This is a genomic window from Streptomyces sp. bgisy100, assembly GCF_057709105.1.
In genome coordinates, this window is sequence record NZ_JBYITE010000037.1 from 14,862 (window position 1) to 31,159 (window position 16,298).

14 protein-coding genes are annotated in these 16,298 nt (G+C 73.1%); 7 read left to right on the forward strand and 7 right to left on the reverse strand.

Annotation, left to right across the window (positions count from 1 at the left end):
* Positions 1 to 259: 259 nt before the first annotated feature.
* On the reverse strand, positions 260 to 1,411 hold the full coding sequence (locus tag AC3EQ1_RS22570; protein WP_432096160.1) for a glycosyltransferase: 1,152 nt from the start codon (positions 1,409 to 1,411) through the stop codon (positions 260 to 262).
* 233 nt (positions 1,412 to 1,644) lie between these two features.
* Between AC3EQ1_RS22570 and AC3EQ1_RS22575 the strand changes: the two genes are divergently transcribed.
* Positions 1,645 to 3,156 carry a hypothetical protein gene (locus AC3EQ1_RS22575; protein ID WP_432096161.1) on the forward strand — a complete coding sequence of 504 codons (1,512 nt, stop codon included), beginning with the start codon at positions 1,645 to 1,647 and terminating at the stop codon, positions 3,154 to 3,156.
* A 73-nt stretch (positions 3,157 to 3,229) separates the two neighbouring features.
* Here AC3EQ1_RS22575 and AC3EQ1_RS22580 read toward each other — a convergent pair whose 3' ends face one another.
* The 4 genes from AC3EQ1_RS22580 to AC3EQ1_RS22595 all read right to left on the reverse strand — a co-directional run bounded on the left by AC3EQ1_RS22580 (position 3,230) and on the right by AC3EQ1_RS22595 (position 8,388).
* Positions 3,230 to 3,592 carry an LppU/SCO3897 family protein gene (locus AC3EQ1_RS22580; RefSeq protein ID WP_488187166.1) on the reverse strand — a complete coding sequence of 121 codons (363 nt, stop codon included), beginning with the start codon at positions 3,590 to 3,592 and terminating at the stop codon, positions 3,230 to 3,232.
* A 178-nt stretch (positions 3,593 to 3,770) separates the two neighbouring features.
* On the reverse strand, positions 3,771 to 5,042 hold the full coding sequence (locus tag AC3EQ1_RS22585) for an MATE family efflux transporter (RefSeq protein ID WP_432096202.1): 1,272 nt from the start codon (positions 5,040 to 5,042) through the stop codon (positions 3,771 to 3,773).
* A gap of 347 nt (positions 5,043 to 5,389) precedes the next feature.
* A complete protein-coding gene (locus AC3EQ1_RS22590; protein WP_432096163.1) occupies positions 5,390 to 7,132 on the reverse strand; it encodes a lipopolysaccharide biosynthesis protein in 1,743 nt (580 codons plus the stop codon).
* The gene (locus AC3EQ1_RS22595) at positions 7,129 to 8,388 is read right to left on the reverse strand and encodes a glycosyltransferase family 4 protein (protein ID WP_432096164.1); all 1,260 of its coding nucleotides are present in this window, start codon (positions 8,386 to 8,388) and stop codon (positions 7,129 to 7,131) included. Before AC3EQ1_RS22595 ends, AC3EQ1_RS22590 begins: the two co-directional genes overlap by 4 nt.
* 178 nt (positions 8,389 to 8,566) lie before the next feature.
* On the opposite strand from AC3EQ1_RS22595, the gene AC3EQ1_RS22600 reads away from it, so the two are divergent.
* On the forward strand, positions 8,567 to 9,028 hold the full coding sequence (locus AC3EQ1_RS22600) for an FAD synthase family protein (protein ID WP_388845176.1): 462 nt from the start codon (positions 8,567 to 8,569) through the stop codon (positions 9,026 to 9,028).
* Here the strand turns inward: AC3EQ1_RS22600 and AC3EQ1_RS22605 are convergent.
* Positions 8,982 to 9,719 (reverse strand): CDP-alcohol phosphatidyltransferase family protein, encoded by a 738-nt coding sequence (locus AC3EQ1_RS22605; protein WP_432096165.1) that lies wholly within the window; start codon positions 9,717 to 9,719, stop codon positions 8,982 to 8,984. The two genes, AC3EQ1_RS22600 and AC3EQ1_RS22605, sit on opposite strands and share 47 nt — an antisense overlap.
* 201 nt (positions 9,720 to 9,920) lie before the next feature.
* Between AC3EQ1_RS22605 and efeO the strand changes: the two genes are divergently transcribed.
* Genes efeO through AC3EQ1_RS22625 form a run of 4 tightly spaced genes read left to right on the forward strand, consistent with a single transcriptional unit; the run spans position 9,921 to position 14,204 of the window.
* Positions 9,921 to 11,066: an iron uptake system protein EfeO gene (gene efeO / locus AC3EQ1_RS22610; RefSeq protein WP_432096166.1), complete on the forward strand. Its 1,146-nt coding sequence runs from the start codon at positions 9,921 to 9,923 to the stop codon at positions 11,064 to 11,066.
* 12 nt (positions 11,067 to 11,078) lie between these two features.
* Positions 11,079 to 12,374 (forward strand): iron uptake transporter deferrochelatase/peroxidase subunit, encoded by a 1,296-nt coding sequence (gene efeB / locus AC3EQ1_RS22615; RefSeq protein WP_432096167.1) that lies wholly within the window; start codon positions 11,079 to 11,081, stop codon positions 12,372 to 12,374.
* Between the two features lie 5 nt (positions 12,375 to 12,379).
* Complete coding sequence (gene efeU / locus AC3EQ1_RS22620; protein WP_388845187.1) at positions 12,380 to 13,357, forward strand: iron uptake transporter permease EfeU; 978 nt, start codon at positions 12,380 to 12,382, stop codon at positions 13,355 to 13,357.
* Positions 13,314 to 14,204: an SCO2278 family lipoprotein gene (locus AC3EQ1_RS22625; protein ID WP_432096168.1), complete on the forward strand. Its 891-nt coding sequence runs from the start codon at positions 13,314 to 13,316 to the stop codon at positions 14,202 to 14,204. The genes efeU and AC3EQ1_RS22625 overlap by 44 nt, the downstream gene beginning before the upstream one ends.
* A 104-nt stretch (positions 14,205 to 14,308) precedes the next feature.
* On the opposite strand, the gene AC3EQ1_RS22630 is transcribed toward AC3EQ1_RS22625, so the two are convergent.
* A complete protein-coding gene (locus AC3EQ1_RS22630; RefSeq protein WP_432096169.1) occupies positions 14,309 to 15,064 on the reverse strand; it encodes a bifunctional DNA primase/polymerase in 756 nt (251 codons plus the stop codon).
* A gap of 150 nt (positions 15,065 to 15,214) precedes the next feature.
* Here AC3EQ1_RS22630 and AC3EQ1_RS22635 point away from each other — a divergent pair, with 150 nt between their 5' ends.
* Positions 15,215 to 16,078, forward strand: coding sequence for a glycerophosphodiester phosphodiesterase (locus tag AC3EQ1_RS22635; RefSeq protein ID WP_432096170.1), 864 nt, complete (start codon positions 15,215 to 15,217; stop codon positions 16,076 to 16,078).
* Positions 16,079 to 16,298 lie beyond the last annotated feature (220 nt).

Sequence of the window (16,298 nt, forward strand, 5' to 3'; positions counted from 1 at the left end):
ACAGCGGAGACCCGCTCGCGGCGTACGACAAGCGCCGTCGCCCACCACTGAACATCCACCGTCGGCACCGTCCGCTCCATGGTGGAGGCGGCCGCCTCCGCCCCGGCGAGCCACGGGCACTGGAGGAGTGGAACGGATTCTCGTACGAGCCGCCGGAGCTGCGCCGGATCTCGCCGCGGCCCAGCGGTGGGTGAACGAACAGCCGTCGAGCGACGGTACTCACCCACGCTGAGCCGGTCCCTCGCTGCCGTATGGCCCCTCAGTGCCGCCGGATCGCCCCGTCGTAGACCGCCTGGAGGGTGTCGACGACCTTGTCGATGGAGAACTGGTCGCGGATCAGCCCCCAGGCCGCCTGGGACGCCTCCTCGTTGGCTGCCGGGTCGAGGAGTTCCAGGATCGCCTGCCCCACCAGTGCGCCGTTGTCGCGGTCGGGCTTGCTGTCCACGACGCGTCCGGCGCCGGCCGCCTCGACGCCCGGGGAGAGGCCGCCGGTCTTCGTCACCACCACGGGCACGCCGACCGACATCGCCTCCAGGACCGAGACGGCGAACGGCTCCACGACCGACGGCAGTACGTAGACGTCCGCCGTGCGCAGCCGCTCCAGGACCTCGGCGTGGCCGAGGGCACCGACGTACTCGACGGAGTCGGCGACGCCCAGTTGCCGGGCGAGGTCCAGCATCGGGGCGGCGAGCGCGCCGGTGTCCGGGCCGGCCAGGACGAAGCGGGCGTCCGGGTGCTTGGCGAGGACGGTGGGCATCGCCGCGATGAAGTCCTCGGGCCGCTTCCGGGCCTGGACGCGGGCGCAATACAGCACCGTGGGCGGCCGGCCGCCGTCGGCCGCGGGCCGGCGCTCCTGCAGGCGGACGCCGTTGACCAGGCGGTGCGTGCTGTTCAGCCGGTCCGGCGCGATCACCGCCTCCACGTCGTCCCGCTCCATCCCGGTCAGGTGGAGGATCGAGTCCGCGCCGCGCAGCACCCGGCGCAGCCCGAGCGCGTCCACCAGCTTCGCGACCCGCTTCTCGGTGGGGTCGATCATGCCGTGGGTCTGGAGCACCAGCGGGCGGCCGAGCTGCAGCGCGATCAGGGCGAACGGCAGGGTGATCAGATCGCGCATCAGATGGACGTGCACGACGTCGGCGGTCTTCACCAGCTCGCGGGCGCGGGCGAGCAGCGCCGGTGAGGTGATGCCGCTGACCTCGAACTGCGGCAGGACGTGCCGCGCCTGGAACATGAACGCCGGTACGCCCTCGATCTCCTTCGGCAGCGGCCCGGTGAACCCGTCCCCCAGGGTGGCGATCCGGGCGTCCACACCACGGGCCCGCAGTCCCTGGGAGAGATTGAGCGCCACCCGGGTGGGGCCGCCGAAGTCGTTGGTCGGTGTGTGCAGCGTGACGACATGCAGAACCTTCACCGATTGTTCCTCCCCCCGATGCCCCCCGGCATCGTCCGGCCAGCGTAGCGGCGGGCACGCGGCGGCGCGGCCGGATCCTTCGATGTGGCGTTCGAGGCTCGTGCGTTCTGCGGATACGGTCAGGCCGGACTCCCTAGACTTGCCGTGGGGCACCGGGCCGGGGGTTCCGGGCGCAGGTGTCCGACGGACCGGCAGGCCCGGTGCAGGGGGCACGGGGAACGAGGGTGGGGGCCATGGCTGTTGAGGTACGGGACGTCGCGCCGACCGAACCGGCCGGGCCGACCGAACCGCCCGTTCCGCCCGACGTGCCGCCGGTCTCGCCCCGGGCCGTGCTGTCCCGGGCGCTGGCCGTGCCGCTCGTCCTGGGGCTGGTGTTCCTGCTGCCCGGGGTGGTGGCCGCGCTGCCGGGGCCGGGGATCCGGGACGAGGCGTACTGGCTGCAACTGGTGCTCACCGGATACGCCGGGGCCCGGCTGGCGGCGATGACGCTGACCGTGCGGCGGCGGCTCATCCAGGGGTCGTTCTGGATGTTCGTGTATGTGGCGCTCGGGGTGGCGCCGTTGGCACAGGCGGTTCTCGGCCAGACCCCGACGCCGGTCGTCGGGACCCGCTCCGACCTGGTGCTCGCCACCACGCTCTCGCTGATCGGCCTGGTCGCCTACGACGTGGGCGTGCTGCTGGCCCGGCACCGGCCGGTGCTCCGCAACCGGGCTCCCCGGCGCACCGCCTCGGTCAGCCGGCGGCGGCTCTATCTGCTGGTGGCGCTGGCGTTCGTGGCCAGTGCGCTGTTCGTGGTCAAACTGGGTGGTCCGGCGGTCTTCTTCAGCAGCCGTCAGGAGATCAGCGAGGGCATCCAGAGCAGCGGTGTGGCCGCCGCGGACTCGGAGTCGCACGTCGGGTCGGCGTTCCTGCGCGGCTTCGGCACGGTGCCCGCGCTGCTGGCGTTCCTCTTCCTCACCCGCTGGCTGGTCACCTCCCGCGCGGCCCGCCGACGCCCGCTGGTGCTGCTGATGTGGGTCGGGTTGCTCGGGGTGAACGCCCTGGTCAACAACCCGATCTCCAACCCGCGTTACTGGTTCCTGACCGTGATGTTCTCGATCCTCTTCACGGCCTTTCCGAAGAGTCCGGTGATGTACCGGGCGGCGCTGGCGATGGGGGTGGTGGCGGCGCTGCTGCTGTTCCCGTTCATGGACCGGTTCCGGTACGACGAGAGCGGCCACCGGCCGGTGGAGTCCGAATCGGCCTTCGATCCGCTGGTGCGCAAGGACTACGACCAGATCGGCATGTTCGCCAACACCATCACCATGGTCGACTCGGGCACCGGCCATGCGTACGGCCGTCAGCTGGCGGCGTCGACGTTCTTCTTCGTGCCCCGCTCCATCTGGCACGGCAAGCCGCTGGACTCCGGCGTCCGGGTCGGCCAGTGGATGGGCATGCAGAACACCAATCTGTCCTCACCGCTGTGGGCCGAACTCTGGCTGGATTTCGGCCCGGTGGGCATGACGGGAGGCTTCCTGGGCCTGGGCTATCTCTGCGCCCGGGCGGACCGCCGCTACACCGTCCGCACGCTGGACGATCCACGGCCGGGCAACGTCCTGGCGATCGTCATCCCGGTGGTGGCGGGGTACGCCTTCATCCTGCTGCGCGGCCCGCTGCTCCAGGCGTCGGGGCGGATCGGGATCGCGATGGTGTGCCTGGCGCTGGTGACGACGTTCCGGTCGGATCCGCGGAAGCTGCTGCACTGACGGGGACGGGCCGGCGCATCGCCGCCGGGAGGGGCCCCAGCGGGTCACGCCGGAACGGGCTGCCGGGACCGGCTCAGTGCCGGTTCCTCGCGAAGCACACGACGTAGGACTCCGCGCCGGCCGCGCTGATCGAGCCGGTGGAGCCCTTGACGTCCGAACACGCCAGCCCGGTCACCTCGTCGTCGAGCCGCTTGAGCACCCGGTAGCGGGCGTGGGAATCGCCGCATCCCAGCTGCTTGACGCCCGGGTCGTCCTCGGACCCGGTCTTCTGGAAGCAGTCCCCCGCCTTCAGCTGCGCGACGTCGTTGTCACCGGCGAAGTGGCGGTTGAGGAGCGTGGCGGAGACGACAACGACGACCAGGACCCCGATGAGGATCCACGCGCGGCGCAGTCGCGCCGCCCGGGCCGAGTCGTCGAGCGGCTGCGCGATGGTCATGAAGAGGTCCCCCGGACGGTCGGATACGCGGTGCTGATCGCCCTCCATGGACACGGCACCTGGGCACCGAACATCGATGTACGGCATGGACGTGGACATGGCGGCAACCGTCGTACGGTAGCGGAGGTTCCACCAAGCCCCCTGACCGCCCCCGGGTTGCGGCGCGAGGGCCGGGACGTCAGCCCTGTCCGGACCGGGTGACGTCGTCCCTGTCCCCCGCCGCGTCCGGCTCCCCCGCCTCGGCGCCCGCCGGTTCCGGGGAGCGGCGGACCACGGCGATCCGCAGCCACGCCGCCACCGCCTTGCACGCCGAACCGAGGCACAGCCCCCAGGCCGCGCCGAGGACGCCGCCCAGGGCGTAGCCGGTGAGCATGGCGGCCACCGAGAGCAGCGAGAAGACGACCTGGATCGGGAGGGTGGCGCGGGGGCGCAGCACGCGGAGGGTGAGCAGGGCGCAGGTGCCCAGGGCGATGGCCGCGTACTGGCTGCCGGTCGCCGGGAGGAGCGCGGAGGAGGCCGCCCAGGTGTCGCCGAGGAGTTCGCGGCCGAGGCGGTCCGGGAGCGCGATGAGGACGGCGGCCCAGGCGGCGGCGACGGCAGAGAGGGCGATGGCCAGGACCACGGTCGCGCGCACCTTGCGGGCCGCCGTCGGGTAGCGGTTGAGGATCGGCGGGCCGAATCCCGTGGAGGCGTTGAACAGCACGTTCATCGGGCCGAAGAGGGTCGTCACGCCGCGCAGCGCGCCGACCGCCAACGGGCTGGCGAACAGGCCGAGTCCGATGACGGCGAGCTGGCTGGAGGCGTTGCCGACGGCGAATTCGACGACGAAGCGCCTGCCGAGGTGGCCTCGGCGGAGCAGTCGGCGCGGGTCGGAGGCGGCGCCGCGCAGCCGGGGGGCGAGCAGCGCCGCGGAGACGGCCAGGGCCGGGAGGGCGGAGAGCCCCCAGACGGCGATGAGGCGTTCGGGCCCGGAGCCGGGCGGCTGGACGGCGAGGGCGGGGACGGCGGCGGCGAGGCGGACCAGGTCGGCGGCGAGGGCGCAGTGCGGCAGCCGCAGAGTGGAGAAGCAGTAGCGCATGCCGTCCTGGACCAGGACGACGGGCAGGACGAGGCCCAGGACCGCGAGTCCGTGCGCGGTGCCGCCCGGCACGAGGAAGAGGACGGCGGCCATGACGGCGCCGATCGCCGCCGAGGCCCAGGCGGTGAAGGCCACGGCGGAGCGGCAGGCCTCCCGTACGGCGGCCGGTTCGCCGCGTTCCAGGACGAGCGCCTGGCCGACGTAGGCGACGAAGAGCCCGAGCAGCACCGCGAACACGGTGTAGAGCAGGGAGAAGACGGAGAACCCGGCGGCGCTGGAAAGCCGGGCGGCGACGACCAGCACCACGATGTTGGTGAGGGCCGACACGCCTTGGTCGGCGACGGAGCAGAGGACGGCGAGCCGGGTGCCGATGCCGTTGCGGCCGGTGGCGGGTGCGTCGGTGGCGGCCGCGCCTGTGGGGGCCGCGCCGCCGAAGTCCCCGCCGCCGCCCGCACCGCCGGAGCGGGCATCACCGCCGGAGCCGGTCCCGCCGCTGGAGCCCGTTCCGCCGCCGGAGGTTGTGCCGCCCTGCTCCCCGCAGGAGTCCGGCCCGCCGGAGCCGGCATCATCGCCGGGCCCCGCCATGTCACCGGAAGCGGCCTTCCCTCCGGCCCCCGCCCCGCCGCCCGGAACGGCCTCCTCACCACCGGGTCGCCGGACCGGGCCGCCCGCGCCACCGCTGCGGCCGTGGCGTCGTCCACGGCCGTCCCGCGAAACCGTCACCGGCGGGAGGACGTACGGGCGGGGAGCTCGTCCGGGTCGACCTGGCGCAGGGCGAGCGTGCCGGGCCCCTCGGGGCGTTCCGGGCCCTCCGCCGCGTCGGTGGCCGGCTGCGCCGCGTCGGCCTCGGTGCGGCGCCGGGTGCCCGTCCCGCCCTTGGACCCGCCGCGGGGCCGGTTGCCGCCTTCGGAGTGGAGGACGGCGCCGAGCACCGTGCCGCCCGCGCCGGCGACGAGTTCCCGCACCCGGTCGAGGTCGTCGCGCCGCACCTCGCGGGGGTCGCAGACGACCAGGACGCCGTCGACCCGGTCGGCGAGCGCTATGGCGTCGGCGTAGGAGAGGACGGCCGGGGCGAGGACGACGACGACCGAGTCCTCGTCGTCGGCGGTGGCGATGAGCTGGGTGGCGGGAGTGGAGGTCAGGGCGCGCGCGACGTTGCGGACCCGGCCGCCGGGGATCAGGTCGAAGGCGCCGGACTCCCCCGCGTCGATGGGTATCTGCTCCCCCGTGGGCCAGCCGTTGTCGCCGCGGGCCGGGGTGCGGGCCCAGCCGGGCCGGATGCCGTCGGTGGCGCGGAGCCGGGCGGAGAGCGACGGGGTGCGCAGGTCGGCCTCGACGAGCAGCACCTCGCGCCCCATCTCGACGAAGGAGGCGGCGAGGTTCACGGAGACCGCGGCGGCGGTGTCGATGGTGCCGCGCGGGGCGACGACGAGCAGCCGCCGGCGGCCGGCGAACCGCTGGTCGTAGGCGAGCCGGAAGGCGACGGAACGGTACTCCTCGGCGAGCCGGCCGTCCGCGAGCAGCGCGGTGGTCTGTCCGCGCCGGCCGCGGGGCAGGGTGCCGAGGACAGGCGCGCGCAGGGCCCGGACGACATCGCTCTCGGAGCGGGCGGTGGGGTCGAAGACGAGCCGCACCCAGGCGCCGAGGAGGCCGAGGCCGATGCCGACGGCGGCGCCGAGGCCCAGCATCATCGGCAGCCCGGGGCCGGACGGTTCGGACGGCGGGGTGGCGGTGCGGACGACGAACCCGGGGGTGGTGTCGAGGGCTTTGAGCTTGGTGACGTTGCTGTTCAGCTCGGAGATCTTGCCGAGCACCCCGGACTGGGTGGACAGCACCGTGTCCAGGGCGCGGCCGTCGCTGAGTCCGGCGACCTGCTTCGCCAGCTCGTCGCGCTGCTTCTCCAGCGGCTTGAGCTGCGTCTGGTAGCCCTTGACCATGTTGTCGATGAGGCTCTTGGTCTGCTGCTCGCGGTTGTCGAGGTAGGCGCGGGTGAAGGCGTTGGCGCGCTCGGCGGCCCGGCTCGGCGAGGAGTCGGTGTAGGCGAAGCGCAGCACGAGCGTGTTGGGCGGGTTGGTGACCTGGAGGCCCGCCTGGAGTCCCTTGGTGCCCGGCGGGAGGCCGAGGGCCTTGGCCGCTCGCCAGGCGACGGCGTTGCTGACGGCCGTCTGCCGCTCGGAGCCGATGCTCACCCCCTTGTCGGGGGAGGTGCTGCCGGGGGCGAACGGGTCGACCGAGGCGGCCCGTACGGTGACCTCGCTGGTGGCGACGTAGGAGTCGCCACCGAGCACGCCCAGCAGCGCGCCGCCGAGCAGCCCCACGGCGACGCCCACGGCCAGGATCAGCCGGTAGCGGAGCAGTTGTCTGAACTGGTCGCGCAGCAGGTCCGGTTCCTCGTGCGCCTGGGGCGCACGGGGCCGGTCCGGGCCGCCGGGCGCCGGGTCCGAGGCGATGTGCGATGTCATGTGCGGGCCCCCCTCCGCGGGTCGGGGCGGCCGTCGAGCGCTTCGTCGAGGAGCCGGGTGATTCTGGCCAGGCCCGCCTCACGGCTGAGGTGGGCGTCGACGTAGGCCGGGCCGCGCGCCCCCAACGCGTCGGCCGCGGCGGGGTCTTCGGCCAGCTTACGGACCGCGGCCAGCAGCGTGCCGGGATTCTCCGGCGGAACCAGAACGCCCGCTTCCGAGCGGCGGACCTCCTCGGCGGTGCCGCCCTGGTCGGCGACGGAGGCGACCACCGGCCGCCCGGCGGCGAAGTAGGAGGTGAGCTTGGACGGGATGCTCATGTCGAGCACCGAGGCCCGCTGGGTGACGGCGAGGACGTCCGCGGCGGCGAGGACGTCCGGGAAGTCGGCCTCGTCCGCGGGCGGGAGGAAGTGGAGGTTGGGCAGTCCGCCGCCGAGGGCCCGCAGGTGCTCACGCTGGTTGCCGTCGCCCATCAGCACGATGTGCACCTCGGGGGCCTGCCGGGCGGCTTCGACGAGCACCTCCAGCCCCTGCTTGAGGCCCATGTTGCCGGAGTGGAGCACCACGGTGCGGCCCTCGCGCCAGCCGAGCCGGGCCCGCATCTCGGCGCGCGGCCGGGTGGGCCGCTCCACGTGCGACCAGTTGGGGACGAGCCGGATGCGCTCCCGGGGGACGCCCATCGCGGCGACCTTGTCGACGAAGGTCTCGTGGATGACGCCGACCAGGGTGGCCCGGCGCAGGGCGTAGCGCTCGACGGCTCCGGCGGCGGCCGCGGCCCGGTCCCCGCCGCGGATGCCGCTCTGGGCCGCCGCGGCGCCCATCAGGTCCTGGACGACGGGTACGTACGGCACGCCGTACCGCCGGGCGATCCGGGCGCCGATGACGCCTCCGGCCAGGCTGGGCAGTTGGGCGACGACCGCGTCCGGGCGGCCGGTGCGCGGCGGCGCGGCCAGGCCGTGGGCCAGGATCGACGCCTCGTACAGGGCGCGGCGCACGGCGGTCTGCCGTGGCGGGACGGTGTGCCGGCGGCGGTGCACCCGCACTCCGGCGCGCTCCTCCGTGGTGCGCCACACCCCGCGGTAGGCGGGGTCGGTCCGCCAGGCCGGGTAGTGCGGCATTCCCGCCAGCACGTGCACCTCGGTCCGGCCGTCGGCGGCCCAGTGCTCGGCGGTCTGTGTGGCGTACGGGCCGATTCCGGCCTGTTCGGGCGCGTAGTTGGTGGACACCAACAGGACGCGCCGCCCCCCATGCTCCGGCATGCGCATCTCCTCCCCCCAGAGTCGATCAGTTGCACCCTAGCCCGTCATGGGTACAACTTGTCGTTTTTCTCTGTTCGTTCAGCTTTCGCAATCTTCCGGTCGGCGGCTCCGCTCCCGACTATCGTCGGTGGCTCTGACGCGCTGGGGAGCGCGTCGCGAGTGGGGGGTTCCATTTCGCATGCCGCACACCGTGGGATACGCACCCGGGGTCTACGACCTCTTTCACGTCGGCCATCTCAACATCCTCAGACACGCCCGCAGCCAGTGCGACTACCTGGTCGCCGGGGTCGTCTCGGACGAGATGGCGGAGCTGGCCAAGGGCCGCGCGCCGGTGGTTCCGCTCGTCGAGCGCCTGGAGATCGTCCGCAGCATCCGCTTCGTGGACGCGGCGTTCGTGGAGACCGTGCCGGACAAGCTGGACACCTGGCAGCAGGTCCGGTTCGACGTGATCTTCAAGGGGGACGACTGGCGCGGCACCCCGAAGGGGGACCGGCTGGAGCGCGACTTCGCCACCGTGGGCGTCGAGGTCGTCTACTTCCCCTATACCGTCCACACCTCCAGCACCCAGCTGCGGCGCGCCCTGGAGGCGCTGGTCACGCCGGGCGTATCGCAGACAGTTCCCGGAACCACTTCGCCATGAAGGCCGCCAGGAAGAGGCCGTGCACCGCGGCCAGCACGGTGTAGGCGCCGAGGAAGACCCGCTCGCTGCCGAGCGTCAGGAAGACGAGGCAGAAGACGCCGTAGTCGACCGGCAGCAGCGCCACCGCCCGCAGAGGTGAGGGCGCGGCGGCGGGCGGGGCGGGCGCGGCGGCGGCCGGCTTCGGCTTGAGCTTGTCGGTGAGCAGGCCACCGCAGAAGATCAGCACGGCCGCGAGCTGGAATCCGAGCGGCAGCAGCAGCCAGCCGGGGCCCGGCAGGTCAAAGAATCGGTAAAAGGACACCAGCACCGCGGCGTGCAGTGCGGTGATCTTCGCGCAGTCCACGACGTGGTCGAGCCACTCTCCGGCCGGACTGCTCACTCTCCGCAGCCGGGCCAGCTGTCCGTCCGCCGAGTCGAACGCGAAGCCGACCACCAGGCCCGCCCAGACGGCGAGGGCGAGCGGCCAGGAGGGCGGGAAGACGGCGACCGCCGCCACGGCGGAGAAGCTGAACGCGGCGCTGACCAGGGTGACCTGATTAGGGGTCAGTCCCGCGCGGCAGGCCGCCGCGGCGAGAATCCGCCCGGCCGGCCGGTTGATGTGACGTGAATACAGCGACACCCCCTTCGCCGTTTTCTGCGCGCCGCGGAGCTCACTCAACGCCGCACCGAATGTCATGGTCCGAGCCATCATCCCCCCAGATGTCCGCTCACGAAAAAGGCCCCCGCACAAACGCACAATCATGATGGCACGGGGGTCCGACAGCCGCCCCGGACCACTTCCGGTGAGACCGGGGTCACTGGACCCCCGGCGAGAGATCAGGTAAGCCTCGGATAACTTAGGTCAGCCTCACACGCCACCCCCCTTCTCTGTCCGAGCATGCCTGGAGCCCGAATGCGAGTCGTCCGAAACACCTCCGGTGCCGCCCTGGCGGCCGTCGCCGCGGCGGCCCTCACCGCGGTCACCGGCTGCGCCGAGAAGACCGACGCCAAGGGACCCGGGGCGATCGAGATCACCGCCTCGGACACCGCGTGCAAGGTGTCCAAGAAGAAGTTCGCGGCCGGTCACGTGGAACTCGCCGTGGAGAACACCGGCGCGAAGACCACCGAGGTCTACGTCTACGCCCCCGGCGACCGCATCGTCACCGAGCGGGAGAACATCGGCCCCGGCACCAAGGCCACGATCACCACCACCGTCAAGGCCGGTTCGTACGAGATCGCCTGCAAGCCCGGCATGAAGGGCCACGGCATCCGGCAGAAGGTCGAGGCCACCGGCGAGGGCGCGGCGAAGAAGCTGGACCCGCGGCTGGACGGGGCGGTCGCCGCCTACCGGAAGTACGTCCAGGCGCAGGCCGACGAGACCCTTCCCGAGGTCGAGAAGTTCGTCGCCGCGGTGAAGAAGGGCGACGTCGAGGGCGCCAAGAAGGCGTACGCCCCGTCGCGCATCGGCTGGGAGCGCACCGAGCCGGTCGCCGAATCCTTCGGTGACATCGACCCCAAGGTCGACCTCCGCGAGGACGGGCTGGAGAAGGGCCAGAAGTGGACCGGCTGGCACCGCCTGGAGAAGGCGCTGTGGAAGGACAAGAAGATCGGCCAGGAGGAGAAGGACCTGGCCGCGCAGCTCGTCACCGACCTGAAGGACTGGCAGAAGCGCGTCGGCAAGGCGGAGATCGACCCGACCGGCATGGCCAACGGCGCCAAGGAGCTGCTGGACGAGGTCGCCACCGGCAAGGTCACCGGTGAGGAGGAGCGCTACAGCCACACCGACCTGGTCGACTTCAAGGCCAACGTCGAGGGTGCGGAGAAGTCCTACGAGCTGCTCAAGCCGGTCGCGGGCAAGAACGACCCGGCCCTCGTCAAGGAGCTCGACCGGCAGTTCGCGGCGCTGGACAAGCTGCTCGACCGGTACCGCGAGGACAAGGACTCCTACGCGTTCGACTCCTACGACACCGTCGGCAAGGCCGACCGCAAGGAGCTGTCCGACGGGGTCAACGCCCTCGCCGAGCCGCTGTCCAAGCTCGCCGCCGCCGTCGTGAAGTAAGCAGGGAGAAGCATGAGTTCCGAGACCGACGAGACAGGCGGAACAACCGCGGGCCGGACGCCGTCGCGCCGCTCGCTGCTGGGCTGGGGCGGCGCCGGGCTCGCGCTGGGCGCCGCCGCGGCCGGCGGCACCGCCGCCGCGCTGACCGCCGACGACGCGGCACCCGCGCTCGCCGGCGGCGCGGGCGCCGCGGTGCCCTTCCACGGCCGCCACCAGGCCGGTATCGCCACGCCCGTCCAGGACCGGCTGCACTTCGCCGCGTTCGACGTGAAGACCGACTCCCGCGACGAGCTGATCGCCCTGCTCAAGGAGTGGACCGAGGCCGCGGCGGCGATGACCGCGGGCCGTTCGGTCGGCGAGGGCGCCGTCCCCGGCATCCCGGAGGCACCGCCGGACGACACCGGCGAGGCCCTCGGCCTCAAGCCGTCCCGGCTCACCCTCACCATCGGCTTCGGCCGGACGCTCTTCGAGCGGGACGGCAAGGACCGCTTCGGCCTCAAGTCCCAGCTGCCCGAGGCCCTGATCGAGCTGCCGACGTTCTCCGGCGACAACCTCGACGCCGACCGCAGCGACGGCGACCTGTGCGTCCAGGCCTGCGCCGACGACCCGCAGGTCGCGGTGCACGCCATCCGCAACCTCGCCCGGATCGGCTTCGGCAGGGTCGCCATCCGCTGGTCCCAACTGGGCTTCGGCAAGACCTCGTCCACCACGCCCGACGCGCAGACCCCGCGCAACATGATGGGGTTCAAGGACGGCACCCGGAACATCGCGGGCACCGACGCCCCCGCCCTCCGCAAGCACGTGTGGGTGTCCGGGAAGGACGGCCCGGAGTGGCTCGCGGGCGGCTCCTACCTGGTGGCCCGGCGGATCCGGATGCGCATCGAGACCTGGGACCGCACCTCCCTGCAGGAGCAGGAGGACATCTTCGGCCGCACCAAGGGCGAAGGCGCCCCCTACGGCAAGCGCCGCGAGCGCGACGAGCCGGACCTGAAGGCCATGAAGGAGGACGCGCACGTCCGCCTGGCGCACCCCGACAGCAACGGCGGGGCGAAGATCCTGCGCCGCGGCTACTCCTTCACCGACGGCACGGACGGGCTGGGGCTGCTGGACGCCGGGCTGTTCTTCATCGCCTACCAGCGCGACGTCCGCACCGGGTTCGTGCCCGTGCAGCGCAACCTCGCCCGGATCGACGCGCTCAACGAGTACATCCAGCACGTCGGTTCGGCCCTGTTCGCCGTCCCGCCGGGCGTCCGCGGCCGCGACGACTGGTGGGGCCGGGAGCTCTTCGACGCCACGAAGGGGCGGTGACCGGCGTGTTCGCCAACTTTCTGATCGGTCTCCGCGAGGGCCTGGAGGCCAGCCTCGTCGTCTGCATCCTGGTGGCGTACCTGGTGAAGACCGGGCGCCGGGACGCGCTGCGCCCGATCTGGACGGGCATCGGCATCGCGGTCGGGGTGAGCCTGGCGTTCGGCGCGGTGCTGGAGTACGGCTCGCAGCAGCTGACGTTCGAGGCCCAGGAACTCCTCGGCGGCTCCCTGTCGATCGTCGCCGTCGGCCTGGTGACCTGGATGGTGTTCTGGATGCGGCGCACCGCGCGGCATCTGAAGGCCGAGCTCCAGGGCAAGCTGGACCAGGCGCTGGCCGTCGGCACCGGCGCCCTGGTGGCGACGGCGTTCCTGGCGGTCGGCCGGGAGGGCCTGGAGACCGCGCTGTTCGTCTGGCGGGCCGTGAAGGCCACCGACGACGGCACGGCCCGGCCGCTGATCGGCGTGCTGCTGGGCCTGGTCTCGGCGGTGCTGATGGGCTGGCTGTTCTACCGCGGCGCGCTGCGCATCAATCTGTCGAAGTTCTTCACCTGGACCGGCGCGCTGCTGGTGGTCGTCGCGGCGGGCGTGCTGGCGTACGGCTTCCACGATCTGCAGGAGGCGCGCTTCCTCCCGGGGCTGGGCACCAAGGCGTTCGACATCAGCGCCGCCGTCCCGCCGGACAGCTGGTACGGCACCCTGCTGAAGGGCACGCTGAACTTCCAGCCGGACCCGACGGTGCTCCAGGTCGTGGTGTGGACGCTGTACGTGATCCCCACCCTCGCCCTGTTCTTCGCCCCGGGTAGGGTTGCGCCGACTCAAGCAGCCCCCGAGGAGCCCTCGAAGGAGTCGCGACCCGATGATACGGACGCCCCGCAGGTGGTCCCAGGTGACGGCGTTCCTGTCAGCCGCAGCTCTGCTGAGCCTGACGGGGTGCGTGACGGTGCACGGGGAACGGGCGGTCATCCCGGCGGCGCGGAAGGCTGACGCGGCGAAGGCCCTGGAGCGCTTCACCGACGGCTACAACACGGCGTACCGGAAGAGCGATCCGGCCGCCGCCGCGGGAGTCGAGACGGGCGCGCTGCTGGCCATGGAGGAGCCCCGGGTGAAGGCGCAGCGCGTCAACAGCCCCGACGGGAACCCGGGCTTCCCCCCGCTGGAGCTGACGGACGCGCGGTACACGATCCCGAAGCAGGCCGGGTGGCCGAAGTTCTTCGTGGCGGACACCGCGAGCAACCGCAACGACTTCCGCTGGCTGCTGGTCTTCACCCGCTCCCGGGCCGCCGATCCGTGGAAGGTCTCCTACCTCTCGATCCTCAGCGAGGACGAGGTGCCGGCGTTCCGGACCGACGAGGACGGCTGGGCCGAGCCGGTCGCGGCCGGTTCGCCGGCCGGCCCGGCCCTGGCGCCGGGCCGGCTGAGCAGCGCGTACACCGACTATCTGCAGACGGGCCGGGGCGGGGTGTTCGCCGACGGCCCGGCCACCTCGGGCCAGCGGGCGACGCGCAAGAAGCTGCTGAAGACCCCGCAGTTCTGGACGGACTACCGGGACCAGCCCGCGAAGCCACCGCAGTACGCGCCGGTGGCGCTCCGCACGGAGGACGGCGGCGCGCTGGCGTTCTTCGCCGCGCACCACGCCGAGCAGCGGACGATGGCGGCCGGTTCCCGGGTGGGCGAGGTCAAGGACCCCACGGCGAAGGCCCTGATGCAGGGCAAGCCGGAGCGCGCGCTGATCCTCTCCAGGATCTCCGAGTCGGCGGCCCGGATTCCCCCGCGGGGCCCGGTGGACGTTCTCAACCGGCTGGAGGGCGTGACCGCCGCGCGCGGCAAGTGACCGCGTGAGGGGCCGGGCAGGTCCGGGCAGGCGCCCCTGACGCGCCGCGTCCCCCTTCGGGGATCACCGCCCCGTGCGTGACGTGATCACCGCCCCGTGCGTGCTCAGTGGTGGAGCGGCCAGGCCGCCGAGTGGTGGTCGCTGTCGTCGGTGGCGTACCGGGCACAGGCGTCCGTCAGCGTCTCCAGCAGCGTCAGCGGATCCGGCAGCGGCCGCTCCGGCCCGCGCAGCCAGGTCACCGGACCGGCGGACGGCAGCCGCGACGGGGGGACGAGCACATAGCTGCCGCGGCAGTGCCAGCGCAGGCCGGGGTGCTCGTCCATGGTCTCGGGGTGGCAGTCCAGCTCGCAGGGCCACCACTCGTCCTCGTCGTCCGGGGTGCCGCGGGTGGCGGTGAAGAACAGCACCCGGCCCCGGGGTCCCTCCCCGCCGGCGACGACCGGGCCGACCTCCACCCCGTCGGCCTCCAGCCGCTCCAGGGCGCTGAGCCCGGCGTCCGCGGGCACGTCGAGCACATCGTGGTTGATGCCGGTGGCGGTGATGACGTTGGCCTGCGGCTGGGCCCGCAGCCAGCGGCCGATCTTCTCCGGGTCGGTGGAGGCCTGGGTCTGCCAGGCGAAGGAGACGGGGTGCCGACCGGGCGTGGGACAGCCGATCCGGTCGCAGGAACAGCCGTAGTCGGAGGGGTACGCGGCCTGGGCGAGCGGGAAACCCGCCGCGGCCGCGGCCAGCAGGAGATCCTCCCGGCCGGCGTCCGCCGCAGCCGTACCCGGAGCGCCCGCACCGCTTCTCGGACGGCGGCGCAGCCACTGGGAGAACCTGCTTTCCCTGCCGCGACTGCGGTTGTTGTCGGAGTCCATCTATCCCCTCACTTCGACCGCTGTCCGATCAATGCTGCCACCATCCTCCTCCCCCCGGGGCCGGACTCCGCATCCGGGTGTGTGGGCTCCGCCATCCATTGGGGCACCATGACAGGGCATACCGGGAAATCCCGCCCTAGCGTTGTTTTCATGGTCACAAGGTCCCTGCTGGCGGGTGTCGTCGCGATGTCCCTGGCGGGGCCGGTCGTGCCGGTGCAGATCGCCGCCGTCGGGCGGACCGTCGACGACCTGCCCGGAACCGTGTACACCGCGCACCGCGCCGGCGCGCTGGAGGTTCCGGAGAACAGCATGTCGGGCCTGCTGACAGCGTTCAGCCGCGGCACGGCCCAGGTACTCGACGCCGACACCCGGATACTGCGGGACGGCACGCTCGTGGTGATGCACGACGCCTCGCTGGACCGGACGACCGCTCTGCGGGGACCGGTGGACCGGCTGAGCCGGTGGCAGTGGCGAGCGGTGCGGATCCGGCCGCGGGGCGCGCTGCGCCGCAGCTGGCGGCCGGAGCCCGCGCCGACGGTGGCGGAGGTGCTGGACCGCTTCGGCGGGCGGCGCGTCCTGATACTGGAGGCCAAGGACCCGCGGAGCCTGTCACGGCTCGCCCGGATGATCCACGCCCGGGGGCTCGAGCGGGCGGTGTTCGTGAACACCAACCGGCCGTGGCTGGCCCGGCGGGCCCACCGGCTGGGCCTGCTGGCCCAGTTGTGGCGTTCGGCGCGCCAGCTGCGTCACGACCGGCCCGAGCGGTGGCGGGATTTCGTGGCGCTGCTGGACGTGGACCACCGGGCGAGCGACGCTGATCTGCGCCGGGCCGTCGCCTCCGGCATCCCCCGGGTCTGGGCGCACACGGTGAACACCCCGCGGGACCGCGACCGGGCCCTGCGGCTGGGCTGCAACGGGATCGTCACCGACGCCCCGGCGCTGCTCGCGGCCACCCCGGTGGAGCGGGTCCCGGGCGCGGGCGCGGGCACCGGCGCGGGCACCGGGAGCGGCTGAACGGCGGCACCCTGGGAGCCGCAGACGGAGCGGGAACCGCGGCAGCGCGTCAGGGCGGGGTCACGGCGGCCCGTCAGGGCGGGGGCACGGCAGCCTGTCAGGGCGGGGGCACGGCGGCCTCGAAGCGGAAGAGCCGGCCGAGGACGCCGATTCCGTCACGAAGGCACCGGTCACCGCCGTGCGGTGCGGACCGCGACCGGCCCGGTGCCCCGTCCCGTAC

What these genes read in the sequence shown, in the direction of transcription:
- AC3EQ1_RS22575 (WP_432096161.1), top strand. Translation starts at nt 1,645, where the DNA reads ATGGCTGTTGAGGTACGGGACGTCGCGCCGACCGAACCGGCCGGGCCG.
- AC3EQ1_RS22580 (WP_488187166.1), bottom strand. Translation starts at nt 3,592, where the DNA reads ATGACCATCGCGCAGCCGCTCGACGACTCGGCCCGGGCGGCGCGACTG.
- AC3EQ1_RS22590 (WP_432096163.1), bottom strand. Translation starts at nt 7,132, where the DNA reads ATGACATCGCACATCGCCTCGGACCCGGCGCCCGGCGGCCCGGACCGG.
- AC3EQ1_RS22595 (WP_432096164.1), bottom strand. Translation starts at nt 8,388, where the DNA reads ATGCCGGAGCATGGGGGGCGGCGCGTCCTGTTGGTGTCCACCAACTAC.
- AC3EQ1_RS22600 (WP_388845176.1), top strand. Translation starts at nt 8,567, where the DNA reads ATGCCGCACACCGTGGGATACGCACCCGGGGTCTACGACCTCTTTCAC.
- AC3EQ1_RS22605 (WP_432096165.1), bottom strand. Translation starts at nt 9,719, where the DNA reads ATGATGGCTCGGACCATGACATTCGGTGCGGCGTTGAGTGAGCTCCGC.
- efeO (WP_432096166.1), top strand. Translation starts at nt 9,921, where the DNA reads ATGCGAGTCGTCCGAAACACCTCCGGTGCCGCCCTGGCGGCCGTCGCC.
- efeB (WP_432096167.1), top strand. Translation starts at nt 11,079, where the DNA reads ATGAGTTCCGAGACCGACGAGACAGGCGGAACAACCGCGGGCCGGACG.
- AC3EQ1_RS22630 (WP_432096169.1), bottom strand. Translation starts at nt 15,064, where the DNA reads ATGGACTCCGACAACAACCGCAGTCGCGGCAGGGAAAGCAGGTTCTCC.
- AC3EQ1_RS22635 (WP_432096170.1), top strand. Translation starts at nt 15,215, where the DNA reads ATGGTCACAAGGTCCCTGCTGGCGGGTGTCGTCGCGATGTCCCTGGCG.